Annotated in this window: 8 protein-coding genes and 3 pseudogenes; 5 read left to right on the top strand and 6 right to left on the bottom strand. The window is 70.1% G+C overall.

The features are described from left to right. Positions 1 to 130: 130 nt before the first annotated feature. A complete protein-coding gene (locus tag ACZ6R9_RS18560) occupies positions 131 to 409 on the bottom strand; it encodes a hypothetical protein (protein ID WP_380482978.1) in 279 nt (92 codons plus the stop codon). A gap of 213 nt (positions 410 to 622) precedes the next feature. Here ACZ6R9_RS18560 and ACZ6R9_RS18555 point away from each other — a divergent pair. The 3 genes and pseudogenes from ACZ6R9_RS18555 to ACZ6R9_RS18545 all read left to right on the top strand — a co-directional run. Next, a pseudogene (locus ACZ6R9_RS18555) lies at positions 623 to 1,545 on the top strand (ATP-binding cassette domain-containing protein); the annotation flags it as partial. Beyond that, positions 1,517 to 2,041 (top strand): annotated as a pseudogene (locus ACZ6R9_RS18550) (protein kinase domain-containing protein); the annotation flags it as partial. The pseudogenes ACZ6R9_RS18555 and ACZ6R9_RS18550, both read left to right, overlap by 29 nt. Positions 2,042 to 2,176: 135 nt before the next feature. After that, positions 2,177 to 4,060 carry a M1 family metallopeptidase gene (locus ACZ6R9_RS18545; protein WP_465538918.1) on the top strand — a complete coding sequence of 628 codons (1,884 nt, stop codon included), beginning with the start codon at positions 2,177 to 2,179 and terminating at the stop codon, positions 4,058 to 4,060. 119 nt (positions 4,061 to 4,179) lie between these two features. Here ACZ6R9_RS18545 and ACZ6R9_RS18540 read toward each other — a convergent pair whose 3' ends face one another. Beyond that, positions 4,180 to 5,499: a streptophobe family protein gene (locus tag ACZ6R9_RS18540; protein WP_465538917.1), complete on the bottom strand. Its 1,320-nt coding sequence runs from the start codon at positions 5,497 to 5,499 to the stop codon at positions 4,180 to 4,182. 1,329 nt (positions 5,500 to 6,828) lie between these two features. Between ACZ6R9_RS18540 and ACZ6R9_RS18535 the strand changes: the two are divergent. Further along, a pseudogene (locus ACZ6R9_RS18535) lies at positions 6,829 to 7,254 on the top strand (DUF6777 domain-containing protein); the annotation flags it as partial. A gap of 327 nt (positions 7,255 to 7,581) precedes the next feature. On the opposite strand, the gene ACZ6R9_RS18530 reads toward ACZ6R9_RS18535, so the two are convergent. After that, entirely contained in the window at positions 7,582 to 8,142 is a 561-nt protein-coding gene (locus ACZ6R9_RS18530; protein WP_380482984.1) for a dihydrofolate reductase family protein, read from the bottom strand. 267 nt (positions 8,143 to 8,409) lie between these two features. Between ACZ6R9_RS18530 and ACZ6R9_RS18525 the strand changes: the two genes are divergently transcribed. Next, entirely contained in the window at positions 8,410 to 9,537 is a 1,128-nt protein-coding gene (locus tag ACZ6R9_RS18525) for a serine hydrolase domain-containing protein (RefSeq protein ID WP_465538916.1), read from the top strand. Here ACZ6R9_RS18525 and ACZ6R9_RS18520 read toward each other — a convergent pair. From ACZ6R9_RS18520 to ACZ6R9_RS18510, 3 genes are all read right to left on the bottom strand, one after another. Then, complete coding sequence (locus tag ACZ6R9_RS18520; protein ID WP_380482988.1) at positions 9,519 to 9,824, bottom strand: DUF2087 domain-containing protein; 306 nt, start codon at positions 9,822 to 9,824, stop codon at positions 9,519 to 9,521. The genes ACZ6R9_RS18525 and ACZ6R9_RS18520 overlap by 19 nt on opposite strands. Positions 9,825 to 9,998: 174 nt before the next feature. Next, positions 9,999 to 11,378 carry an NRAMP family divalent metal transporter gene (locus tag ACZ6R9_RS18515; protein WP_465538915.1) on the bottom strand — a complete coding sequence of 460 codons (1,380 nt, stop codon included), beginning with the start codon at positions 11,376 to 11,378 and terminating at the stop codon, positions 9,999 to 10,001. Continuing rightward, positions 11,375 to 12,742 carry a magnesium transporter MgtE N-terminal domain-containing protein gene (locus ACZ6R9_RS18510; RefSeq protein WP_465538914.1) on the bottom strand — a complete coding sequence of 456 codons (1,368 nt, stop codon included), beginning with the start codon at positions 12,740 to 12,742 and terminating at the stop codon, positions 11,375 to 11,377. The genes ACZ6R9_RS18515 and ACZ6R9_RS18510 overlap by 4 nt, the downstream gene beginning before the upstream one ends. Positions 12,743 to 12,836 lie beyond the last annotated feature (94 nt).

Here is a 12,836-nt window from a genome sequence, read left to right as displayed (position 1 = left end):
CGCGTTGCCACGTGGCGTCGTTTGCGCGTCGCGGCCTGCGCGGAGCTTCGGTGCCCGGACAGGCCGCCCGGACAGGCCGAAACCCGGGCCGTCGCGCACCTGACCGTGCAGCGGCCCGGGTTCGGGGGGGTCAGGCCTGCGGAGCGGTCGCGCCGCCGCCCGCCTTCACCGCCTCCACCATGCGCTGGTGCACCTCGCGCGCCGCCGCCTCGTCCGCCGCGGCCACCGGGCTGCCCTCCACGGTGAACCAGTCGAGCGCCCCGCTGTACTGCACCGTCAGCCGCGCCTCGCCCTCGATCCACATGGTGTGCACGGTCAGATCCCCGGTGATGACGCCGATCTCCACGGTCTTCACACCGCCGTGGCCGGACAGAATGCCCTGCGTGGTCCAGGTTGCCCAGGTGTTCACAAACCCGCTCCCATCCGCCGCCCTATGGGCCGCTCGGTCCCGACCCCACAGGTACCCAACCCATGGCGACCGTCTTCCACTGTTACCCGGAAGGCCGAAAACCGCCCCCCGGGCGGGTGCCCGCCCCCGGAAGAGCATCGACGTACGGGAGAGCGAGAGGCGGCGCTCACCGGGCCGAAACTGGTCCTCGAAACCGGCGGCGACTAGACGGTCATCACCCCGAGCCGCACCTACTCCCTGGGCCGCGACCCCGCCGGCGACATCGTCCTCACCGACTCCCGGGTGTCCTGCACCATGCGCGACTGCACGTCGGCGACGGCCACTGGATCGTCGACGACACGGGCTCCACCAACGGCACCTGGGCCGGCTACCGGCGCATCATCCACCAGGAGACCGAACCCGGCACCGTGCTCTGCCTCGGCAGCCCCGCCGATGGGCCGCGCTGCACCTTCAGTGCCCTGCCGCTGCCGACCGCCGTCCACCCGCTGCCCGGAGCGGACCGTCGCCCGTAGGCCGACCGTCCGCGCTGACCGCCATCACCGGCTCGCGCCGACCGCCGTCCAGCGTCCGGCCGCTGCCGACCAGAGTCGTTCGACCTGTACCGCGACTACGCCGAACTGCGGCAACGCATCGGCCTCGTTCGGCAGGACGACATCCTGCACGCCCAGCTGGCCGTCCGAAAAGCCCTGTTACGCCGCCGAACTGCGCTTCCCAGACGACACCGCGCCCGGCGAACGCGCCGCCCGCGTCACCGAGGTGATCGACGAACTCGGTCTCGTCGGGCGTAGCGACCAGCTCATCTCCAGCCTCTCCGGCGGCCAGCGCAAACGCGTCAGCGTCGCCCTCGAAGTGCTCACCAAACCGCCCCTGCTGTTCCCCGACGAACTCACCAGCGGCCTCGACCCCGGCATGGACCGCTTCGTCATGCAGATGCTGCGCGCCTCGCCGACGACGGGCGGACCGTCATCGTGGTCACCCACAGTGTGCTCAGCCTCGACCTGTGCGACCGGCTGTTGATGCTCGCCCCCGGCGGCCGGACCGCCTGGTGCGGGCCGCCCGGCGAAACCCTCGACCACTTCGGGTACGCGCACTGGCCCGAGGACTTCGAGGCCCGTCAAACCCGGCAATGTGCTGATCGCCCAGGGCACCGACCCCGACCATCCGGAACATGCCTACCTCACTGATTTCGGGCTGACCAAGAAGTCGCTGTCGCTCACCGGCCTGACCAGCGTCGGCCAGTTCGCCGGCACGCTGGACTACGTGGCCCCCGAGTAGATCTCCGGTAAGCCGGTGGACGGGCGCTGCGGCGTGTACAGCCTGGGCTGTGTGGTGCACGAAGTGCTCACCGGCAGCCCGCCGTTCCGCCGCGACGACGACCTCGCGCTGCTGTGGGCCCGCCTCAACGGCTCGCCGCCGGAGGTGCTGCGGCAACGTGCGGACCTCCCCGGTGAGGTGAGTGCCGTCCTACGGCGGGCAATGGCGAAACGGCTGGAGAGCTGGTGCGCCGGTTGTCTGGAGTTCGTCGCGGCACTGCGGGCTGCCTCCGACGCCCGGTCCGGACGGCTGCGCCAGGTACCGCCGTTGCCCCCGGTGTGGGTACGGCCGGTGTTCGACGCGGACGGGACGCGCTGACGGGTGCGTACGGTGTGCCGATGATGGCGGGTGTCGTAACGATCGATGGCATGGACCTATCAATCCTGGGAGTTTGCTGGCAATCTGCCCCTCGGCCAGGGCCCCCACAGACCCTGGCAACCGAGAGGAGCATCGATGAGCGACAGACTCCGCGTCCTCGCCACCCGCGCTGCCGCGCTGCTGAGCACCACCGTGCTGGTGGCCGCCGGCACCGCGGCCCTGGCCGCCCCCAACGCCCAGGCCGTCCAGGGCAACAGCGGTACCGCGGCCGCGAGTTGCACGGCGACCCAGGTGGTGGCGAACGGCGGATTCGAGTCCGGCACCTCGCCGTGGACCTCGTCCAGCAGCGTGGTCAGCAGCGCGGCAGGCCAGAGCGCCCACAGCGGAACGTCCTTCGCCTGGCTGAACGGCTACGGGTCGGCCCACACCGACTCGCTGGCGCAGACCGTCACCCTGCCCGCCGGCTGCACCAGCGCCAGCCTCAGCTTCTGGCTGCACGTGGACACGGCCGAGACCACCACGACCACGGCGTACGACAAACTCACCGCCAAGATAGGCACCACCACCCTCGCCACCTACTCCAACCTGGACGCGGCGGCAGGCTACGTGAAGAAGACCTTCGACGTTTCCGCCTACGCTGGACAGACCGTCAGCGTCTCGTTCAGCGGCGTTGAGGACTCCGGACTGCAGACCAGCTTCGTGCTGGACGACGTGGCGCTCGACGTCTCCGCCGGCGGCACCACCCCGCCGCCGACCACTGACGCCACCCGTACCCCCGCACCCACCGGATACACGGTCAACCTGACCAGCGACACCAGCGGCGCCAACTGGTCCGGCCATCAGAGCATCGGCTTCACCAACCCCTCGGCAACCCCGCTGACCGAGGTGTACCTGCGGCTGTGGGACAACTACCACGGCAGCTGCCCCACGACGCCGATCACCGTCAGCAACCTGACCGGTGGCACCGCCGCGCCGCTCACCGTCGGCTGCACCGCGCTCAAGGTCACCCTGCCCGCACCGCTCGCCCAGGGCGCGAGTGGCAGCGTCGGCTTCGACGTGTCCATCGCCGTCCCCTCCGGCGCGGACCGGTTCGGACGCGACGGCGCATTCAACTTCATCGGCAACGCGCTGCCCGTGCTTGCCGTCCGTGACGCGGCCGGCTGGCACCTCGACCCGTACACCAACAACGGAGAGTCCTTCTACACGCTGGCGTCCGACTACACGGTCACCCTCGACCACCCGAGCAGCCTGCTCGTCCCCGCGACCGGCACCTCGGTGGACACCCCCGGCAGCAGCGGACGGACCGTCACCACCGCCACCGCCAAGAGCGTCCGCGAATTCGCCTGGGCGGCCGGGCCGTTCAGCAAGATCTCCGGCACCTCGCCGGGCGGAGTCGCTGTCAACGTGTACTCCGTCAGCGGCATCAGCTCCTCCAGCGCGCAGTCCATGCTGACCACCGCCAAGTCCGCCGTTGACTCGCACGCCGCGCGCTTCGGGGCCTACCCGTACGGCGAACTCGACGCGGTGATCGACAACAACTTCTGGTTCGGGGGCATGGAATACCCCGGCTTCGTGCTGGACCTGGTCTCCACCACCGCCCTCACCCACGAGATCGGCCACCAGTGGTGGTACGGCATCGTCGGCGACGACGAGTACAACAGCCCCTGGCTGGACGAGGCGTTCACCGACTACGCCACCGACCTTGCACTCGGCGGCACAGGCACCAACTGCTGGAGCAATGTCTCCTGGGCATCCTCCGCCGAGAAGATCACCAACTCGATGGCCTACTGGGACGCCCACTCCTCCCGCTACTCGACGGTCATCTACAACTACGGCAAGTGCGCCCTGCACGACTTGCGCCGTACCATCGGTGACAGCGCGATGACCAAGCTGCTGCACGACTACGCGGCAGCGCACTGGTACGGGGTGTCCACCACGGCCGAGTTCAAGGCCGCTGCGCAGGCCGCGACGACCGTGGACCTGACCTCCTTCTGGACCCAGCACCGCATCGAAGGCTGAGCACCCGCCGCCGGCCCGCCCCGCCCCTCCCGGACCATCGCCGGGCGGGCCGGGACGGCGCGCCCCGCTGGAACAGCCCGTGTTGCTGTCCCTGCTTCCGCTTCTGCGTCGGTTCTCGGTCAGTGTGGTGCCCCCTCTTCGTGCGACTTCGGGTGACTCTGCGCCTGCGTGCCGCGCCGCCGCCCGGCGAGGCGTGGCGCGAGGACGCCGCCGAGGAGGCCCGCGAGGGCGCCCCAGCCTGCGGCCAGCGGGACCAGCGTGAGCAGATCCGGGCCGAGCACTGTTGAACCCGCACCCCCCAGACCCAGCAGCGACAGCCCGTACACGGCCGACACCCGCGTCAGTAGGCCGACCGCGAGCAGCGCCAGGGCCAGCACCACAGCGAGTTGGAGGGCTGCTCGCCACACTGGGAGCGGTGGACGCGAGCGGGCCGCCACCGCCACGCCGGTTGCCAGGACCAACACCGCCGCCAGCGGCAGCAGGAACCATGCCCAGCCGTTCTGCTCCGCCAGCGACCCGAGGTCCAGCGTCACGTTCTTTCCGGAGTGCAGCACCGCCGCCAGCGGTTGTGGGAACGGCAGGCCCAGGCTGCCGTTCACATGCCCGTGCCAGGACCCGCCCATTCCGATACCCAGCCCGAGCCAGGCCAGGTTCGGCAGGCCCAGACACAGCACCGCGAGTGTCTCTCGCGGCTCACTGCCCGTTGCCGTCGCGACCAGCCCGCAGACCAGGCCCAGCCCGACATACAGCAGCAGCAACGACACCACCGCGTGCACCGTCGGATGCAGAGTGCCGCGCCAGCGCACCCAGCGGGTCGGCAACGGTGCGCGGTGAGAGGCGGCCAGCGCCAGCACGACGACCACCGCCAGCCACAGCAGTCCGAAGCCCACCGCCGGGCCGGGTTCGGCCCGGAACCCCACGACCGGGGCGGCGCCCAGTGCGCCGCCGAGCTGGTCGATCAGGGGGTCGCCTGTTGACACCGTGAAACTGTGCCGCGCCGCCCAGGAGAGCAGCAGCACCATGACCGTCCAACACCCTGCCAGTGCGAGAAATCGTGCCAACAGGGCCCGTGCGCCCACCACGGCGTGTCGGCGCAGTGGGCGCAGGAACAGGAATGCCGCACTGAGCGATCCCGCCAGCGTGACCGACAGCGGGACGGCAGTGATCCCGCCCTGCGCGGTCGCCACGAAGGCCGCGCTGCCCTCGAGGCGAATCGGTGCCCCCATCGACATCAGGACCGTTGCGGCCAGCACCGCACCGAAGCCGCCGCCGGGCAGTTCGTCTGCGTGCGCCAGCCACAGCCCGAGTGCGGCCACGGCCGCCATTGCCACCAGCGCGCCCACGGCGGCCACCACGGCGGAGACCAGCACGGCGACCCAGCCGGGCAGCGCCGAGCGGGGCCCGAGACCAGGGTGCGGGGGAGCAGGAGCAGGGGGCACGCGTCTCACCGGCCCTTCGAATGGAGCCCCCCGTGGGCGGCCGACCAGGACCGGCCGACCATTCCAGCTTCGGACACCCCACGAGGCCCGGCGAGTCGCGGCTCCACTCCGACGCGAAACAGCGAGTTCGGCGATGCTGGCAGACAGTAGTGGCCGCGCAGTGTGGTCTCGGGGGAGTCCGACCGGGAGGCAGTCCCGTGGCTGAGCAGCCGACACCTCGGCAACCCGAAGAACCGGCCAACGAGAACAACGCCAACGAGAACAGCGCCAACGAGAACAACAACGCACCGCCGCCGCCTCACCGCCCCACCGAGGTGGTGGGCGAGTCGGGCGGCTCGCCGACGGAGGTGGTGGCAGACACATTCGGGGCCCCGACAGAGGAGGTTGGCGGCCCTGAGCCGGGCCGGACAGATGCGCAGCGCCTTCGGAAGGACGTACTGGAGACAACGGGCGGGCCGGACGCAGCGGGTGACGGTGCCCCGGGCACCGGCCCGCCGACGGAGCTGATGGACGGAACATCTGGCCTCCTGCAGGGGGGAGTTGGTGACTCAGGGGCGGAGCGACCGGTGACTGCGCAGGACGCGCAGGGCACCGCGGGTGCAGCGGGCTCCTCGCGGCCCGAGCGGCCCGGGCAGGGGCCGCGGAGTCATGACGCGTCAGGTGGGGAACCTCCGACCGAGGTGGTGAGCGGGGCAGCTGGCCCTCCTTCAGGGGTGGACGGCGGGGCGACGCCCGGGCAGATGGATGCGCAGACAGCCGGTCTGAGCGCGGAGAGCGGCCGGTCGTCGAGTAGCGGACCGGGCGGGTCGAGGCCGGGTACTGGTACCGGTAGCGGGTCCGGGGGCCGAGGCCGGGCGGCCGTCGTCCTCGGGGCGGAGCGGAACCTGCCGGGCCGCCGTCCGGTCCGCTGTCGGCGGGTGGCGCGCGCCAGTCGGACGGGGAGCGATCGACTGATGCGTCGGGTGGTGGGGAGCCGCCGTCGAGTGGCGGTGGGTGAGTGCTGGTCGGGGGCGGTGACGGGGGTGGAGGGAGGCCATGGTGGCGGAAGGGGCCGATGCTGGCAGCCGCGGTGGTCGTCGTTGGTCTCGGTGTCGCGTTGGGTGTGGTGTTCAGCAGCGTTCGTCCGGTGGCGGGTCTGCTCAGAGCGTGGCCCTCCAGCCCGCCGGGGCGGTCGGCCAGGAGCCGTTCACCGACTCCGTGGCCTACGCCCACGGGACTGGCACCGGTGGATCGAGGGGGTACCCGACCGGTGGGGCAGGGGCGGCCACCCCGTCCCACGCCGGCGGCACCGTGAAAGGTGACGAACCCGGTCTGTAGGGAGGCACGCGGGAGGTCGCCAGCTGCGACGTGCCGAAGCTCTCCGGCTACCTGGCCGACCACACCGACAAGGCCCGGGCCTGGGCCGGTGTCGAGGGCATCGACAGTTCGCAGATCAACGGCTATCTGCATGGCCTCACCCCGGTGGTGCTGCGGGAGGACACCCGGGTGACCAACCACGGTTACTCCAACGGCCAGGCGACCTCCCACCAGGCCGTTCTCCAGGCTGGCACGGCCATTCTGGTCGACAACCAGGGTGTGCCCCGGGCACGGTGCGAGTGTGGCAACCCGCTGCTCACGCCGAACGGCACGGGTGGCACCTATACCGGCACGGCTCGGACCTCCTTCCAGGCGAACGATGTGGTGACAGTGCAACCGGCGGCCACACCGGTGACGCAGATGGTGTTGGTGGACCAAGCGACGGGCAGCCAGTTCGACCGGCCGGTTGGCGGGACGGGCGGTTCGGACAGTTCGGCCACGCCCGGCACGTCCAGCTCTGGACCGTACACAAGCCGGCCAGGCAGTGCCTCGCCGTTCGGCCCTTCGTCCTCCGGTGGCGCAGTCGGGGACACTGTCGTCGGGAGCTTCGGGATACTCCGGGACGAGTACTTCGGGATCGGGACCGGGTTCTGGACCTGCCTCGTCGTACGGCGCCGGGACACCGGGATAGGCGAGATCGAGTACAGCCGGGAGTTGATCGGTCGGTGGTGCTCCGGTTGGTGGAGCGGCGGTGGTGCCGGGTATACCGCGGCCCAGCGTCAGGTGTCAGTGGCGCAGGTATCGGAGCATGGTGACACCGCTTTCGAAGGTGTGGGTCTCGGCGAGGATCAGGTCGGTTCGTGTGTCGGACGATGGAAACAGCGGTCGACCACGGCCGAGTACCACGGGGTGGACGTAGAGGCTGTACTCGTCGATCAGGTCGAGCCGGCGGAATTCGGCGGCGAGGTCGGCGCCGCCGACCGCGAGGTCGGATGCGGAGGCGGCCTTGAGGGAAGCGATTGCCTGCGGGTCGACGGTGCGGGCGATCGTGGTGTTCCAGTCGGCGTGGGTGAGTGTGCGGGAGAAGACGGTCTTCGGCATGTCGCGCCAGATGCGGGAGAACTCGACCATGGGCGGGGTGGCGGCCGGATCCTGGTCGGCGGTCGGCCAGTATCCCGCCATCAACTGGTAGGTCACACGCCCGTCGAGGAAGCCGCTCATCGCTGCCAGTCTCCGATTGAAGTGCTCGTGCAACTGGTCGTCGACCAACTGCCAGCCGAGATCGCCGTCCGGGCCCTCGAAGTAGCCGTCGAGGGACACCGACATCATCAGGACGAGCTGGGACATCAGTGCCTCCTGGGACATATGGCAATCAATGTGGTGTTCGCCAAGGTACCCGGGTGATTGGGCGTCATAACCGGGCAGGGAAGCTCGCGATCGCGAAATCTCTCTTCGGTGGACACCGGGGTCAACCGATCGGTTGATGGGCCATCAACTGATTGGCAAGAAAGGGGTATCCGATCGGCTCGAGAAGGCGCTGAGGTTGCCGGGCACACTCCAGACAACACCGAACGGAAGGTGCGAAGGTGGCATCAGAGCCGAAAGGGGAAAAACATGCGCGAACTGCAGAGCATGCTGGAGCGCCGCGTCGAGGATGGCACGGTACCGGGTGCGGTGGCGTTGATGGCCCGAGGAGGTGCGGTGGAAGCCGCTGCGGCGGGCGACTTGACCAGGGATTCCCTGGTGCGGATTGCATCGATCGGGAAGCCGATGATGGCCGCCGCGGCACTTCAACTGGTCGACGACGGCGTCTTCGGCCTGGACGATCCGGTGGAGCGCTGGTTGCCGGAGCTGGCCGATCGGCGGGTGGTGCGAACACCGCAGTCGCCGGTCACGGACACCGTGCCCGCCGACCGGCCAATCACGGTGAGGGACCTTCTCGAGTCCCGGGCGGGGTACGGCTTTGCGGCGGACTTCTCCCTGCCTGCGCTGGCGCCGTTGGTCGGCGAACTACTGCAAGGGCCGCCCCAACCGCAGAAGGTGATGCCACCGGACGAATGGTTGGCAGCATTGGCCCGCATCCCCATGCTCCACCAACCCGGTGAGGCATGGCTGTACAACATCTGCTCAGACATTCAGGGCGTGTTGGTGTCCCGAGCGACCGGGCAGTCGCTCGACGAGGTGATGGCAGAGCGGTTGTTCGAGCCACTGGGGATGGCCGACACGGGTTTCTCCGCACCATCCGGCGAGGCCGACAGGCTCAGCCCGCTGTACCGGCTGAACCCGGACGGGACGCCGGCGGTGGTGGACCCGCCGGGCGGCCAGTGGAGCACTCTGCCTCCGTTCCCCTCGGGGGCAGGTGGTCTGGTGTCGAGCCTGGACGACGTGCTCGCGTTCCAGCGGATGCTGCTGTCCGGCGGCCGGGCCGAAGACGGGCGGCGCGTTCTGTCCGAGCGTGCGGTCTGGCAGATGACCACCAACTACCTGACGGAACAGCAGCGTGCGGACAGCGAACTGTTCCTGGAGGGCCAGGGGTGGGGCTTCGGCGGATCGGTGGACGTGACACGGCGCGATCCGTGGAACGTGCCAGGTCGGTACGGCTGGGTGGGCGGCACCGGGACGGCGGCCCACCTGGTTCCGACGACCGGGCTGGTGACGATTCTGCTCACCCAGCAGGAGATGACCAGCCCCACCCCGCCGCCGCTGATGCGGGAGTTCTGGCGCTACGCGGCAGGCGGCTGAGCACTCGGCTCGGCGGCAAGGTCAGCGCGGCGGTAGCTGGACCCGTCCCGGGTGCGGGTCAGCAACTGGGCCTCGATCAGATAGCGACGAAGCATGGAGGTGTCGGAGTGGACGATGAGTAGCACGTCATTGACCTCGCGCTCGCTGTAGGAGCGGTCGGGCTCGAACAGGGACCGCGCGAGGTGGTCGAGGAGGGCGGTGCGACGAGCCGGCTTGCGCGGGATCGACGTCAGACGGCCCTCGGTGAAGAAAGCGGCAAGGGCGGCCGGCGTTTCGTTGGCGGACATGACACGAAGCCTCGCAGGGCGGCTGCCAGGCGGACAACCGGATTTCGACGCGGGACGCCGGCCACGGGCCGGCGTCACCGACAGAGGAGGACATGCATGCGAATGGCGAGCGTACCGAGCGGACGGTGGGCTGCACTGCGAGCACTGGTGCCGCTGTGCCGGCGGGGCAGCGGATCAGGCCAGGCCGAACCAACCGAGGACGGTCTGCACCAGCAGGATGGTGGACATCAGAGCCACCCCGACCACCACCGTGGTCGCGGCGATCCGGTACCGGCGGCCATTCGCGGCGTCGCCGAGCAGCGAGCGGCGGTTGGTGAGCACCAGCAGGTACACCAGCACGATCGGGCTGATCAGTCCTTGGAGCACCTGAGTACCGATCAGCAACCGAATGACGTCCACGGGCGTCAAGGCCACGATCGCACCCAGGGCGAGCTGCGCAGTGAACACACCGAGGAACAACGGCGCGTCGCGGAACCGCCGGGAGACCGAGCGCTCTACTCCGACGGCCTCGCCGATCGCGTAGCCGGCGGACAGCGGAACCACGGCGCCGGCCAGGGCGGAGGCCCCCAGCAAACCGAAGGCGAACAGCAGTTCCGCGCCCGGGCCGGCCATCGGCTCCAGAGCCCGGGCAGCCTCGGCTGCGGACTGCAGTGGACCGGTCCCGCCGATCGCCGACGCGGTGGCCACGATGATGGTCAGACTGATGACACAGGCGAACACCGCGCCGAGTACGGCGTCCGCCCTGATCAGCTTGTACTCCTCCGGCTTCGCTCCGCGGTCCACCACCCCGGCTGCGGCGTAGAACTGCATGTACGGGCTGACGGTTGTTCCGATCAGGGCCACCGCGAGGAGAATGAAGTCGCTCGACGGTTGGAGGTGCGGAACTATCAGGTTCTTGCCGACCTCGCCCCAGTGGGGGTGGCCGAGGATCATGGCGACCGGGTAGGCGAAGAATGCCAGCGACATCACCAGGAAGATCCGCTCGGCCCACCGGTACGAGCCGAACAGCACGAGTGCCCACAACAGTACGGCGGCCGGCGGGACAACCGCCCACTTCGGTACGCCGAGCAGTTCGAACGCCGCGCCGATTCCGGCAAATTCACTGACCACCAGGCCGGTGTTCGCCAGCAGCAGGCAGCCGACCGCCAGGGCGGTCAGCCGGAGACTGAACTGCTCCCGGATCAGGGCGCCGAGGCCTTTGCCGGTGTACGCCCCGAGACGGACGGCCATTTCCTGCACCATCACCAGGGCGATGGTGACCAGCACCATGAAGAACAGCGTGCCGTAGGCGAATTGGGATCCGGCCGAGGCGTAGGTGGCAATGCCAGCGGCGTCGTTGCCCGCGTTGGCGGCGACCAGGCCGGGCCCGGCGACCATTGCCAGGGCGGCGATCCGGCGCAGCCCGCGCCGACGGCCCGGTGGCGGTGCCGGTTCGGCGGTCGGTCCGGAGAGCGTTGCGGTGACGCCGAGTTCGGCCGCTGCAACGCCGGTCGGGGCCGAAGTGACCTGCGGCGCGGTGGACTCGGCAGTGATCGGGTCGAGGTGGGCGTTCACTGGCGGAACCTCCGGAAGTGCAGGCGGCCACGTTCGGGCAGCAGGGCGTCGAGGATGTCGTCGGCAAGGATGCGGCCCAATGGCCGTCCGTCCTCGCCAACCACCAGGAGGGAGGACTTGCGGGCGGCCATCAGCCGGTCGGCGGCCTGGGCGAGCCGGGTGTCCGGGGTGAGCGTCACCGGCGCGCCGAACTGGGCCAGCCAGTCCGCCAGATCGGAGATTCGGGTGGAGTCCTCGGCCACCGCCAGCTCGAACAGCGGCACGTCGGCGACCAACCGTCCGGCGGCGTCGAGCACCACAACGGCGTCGATCTCGGCGCGGTGCTCCGCCTGGGCAGCGAGATCGGCCCGGATTTCCGAGACGCTCTGTTCCAACCGGGCGGTGACCAAACGGGTCGTCATGGCGCCACCAGCGGTGCCCTCGCGGTGGGAGAGCAGGTCGCGGAGCTCGGCGGCCTCCTCGCTGGGCATCCGCTCCAGCAGACTCTCCCGTTCACGGGGTGCCAGATCGCGCAGCGCGTCGGCGGCTTCGTCGGGCTCCATCGCATCGACCAGCCGTGCGGCATGCTCCGGCTGGGTCTCGCGGAGCAGGTTCTCGAGCTCGGCCGGCACCATCTCCTCAAGAGCGTCCGCGGCGTGCTCGGGCTCCAACCAGCCCAGGAGCTGTTGGCGTTCGCTGCGGCCGAGGTCCTCCAGGATGTCGGCCAGATCAGCGGGGCGGAGCCGGTTCAGGGCGGACCGAGAGGCCCGCAGTCGGACTTCCGCCGGCCCGTCGGTGGCCTGCTCGCCGAACGGAGCGACGGACTGCCAGTCCAGGACGCGCTCCGGCGTCGGCCGGACCTGCCAACGGCGCGGACCAAGTCGGCGCAGCAGTGTCGGCAGCGAGACGTCCACCCCGACCAGGACCACCCGGCCCACCAGCGGGGCCAGATACAGATCGGCGGCCCGGGTCACCTGAACGCCGTCCACATCGACGAGTTGATGGTCCAGCACATCACGGGCCAACAGCACCTCACCGGGGCGACGCTGGAAGTCCCGCAGGTCGATCCGGGAGGCACGCAGCCGGACCTGCCCGGCCGTGAGACGTCCGATCGCATCGGCCGGGAGGAAGGCCCGGCGACGTCCGATCCGCAGGATCAGACCGGTCATCGGCGGATACGGGTCTGGGCCGTTCAGCCGTGCGACCACGTCGGCGAGCCGTCCGACCTCGGCACCCGCCTGGTTGGTGACGGACGCCCCGATCAGCCCGGCCAAGGAGACAAGGGAGGAACGCACCGCACGGCCGGCGGTGGCACGGTGGTCCAGGTTGGTCCGGCGATCGCGGAGCCTGGAGGAGGTCGAACTGAAGAGTGTGTTGGTGGCCATGGCGAACACCCCTCTGCCCCGGCGAGGCGGGGCCGACGGGCGATTCGGGACAGCTCCTCATGAGCTCCGGTCGACTTCCGTGACCCGGCCGCAG

It is taken from the genome of Kitasatospora sp. NPDC048662, from assembly GCF_055587065.1.
Note: the sequence above shows the minus strand (reverse complement) of the source record. Positions and strands in the feature narration are given on the sequence as shown.

Coding starts and splice junctions, on each gene's coding strand:
- ACZ6R9_RS18545 (WP_465538918.1), top strand. CDS start 2,177: ATGAGCGACAGACTCCGCGTCCTCGCCACCCGCGCTGCCGCGCTGCTG.
- ACZ6R9_RS18530 (WP_380482984.1), bottom strand. CDS start 8,142: ATGTCCCAGCTCGTCCTGATGATGTCGGTGTCCCTCGACGGCTACTTC.
- ACZ6R9_RS18525 (WP_465538916.1), top strand. CDS start 8,410: ATGCGCGAACTGCAGAGCATGCTGGAGCGCCGCGTCGAGGATGGCACG.
- ACZ6R9_RS18520 (WP_380482988.1), bottom strand. CDS start 9,824: ATGTCCGCCAACGAAACGCCGGCCGCCCTTGCCGCTTTCTTCACCGAG.
- ACZ6R9_RS18510 (WP_465538914.1), bottom strand. CDS start 12,742: ATGGCCACCAACACACTCTTCAGTTCGACCTCCTCCAGGCTCCGCGAT.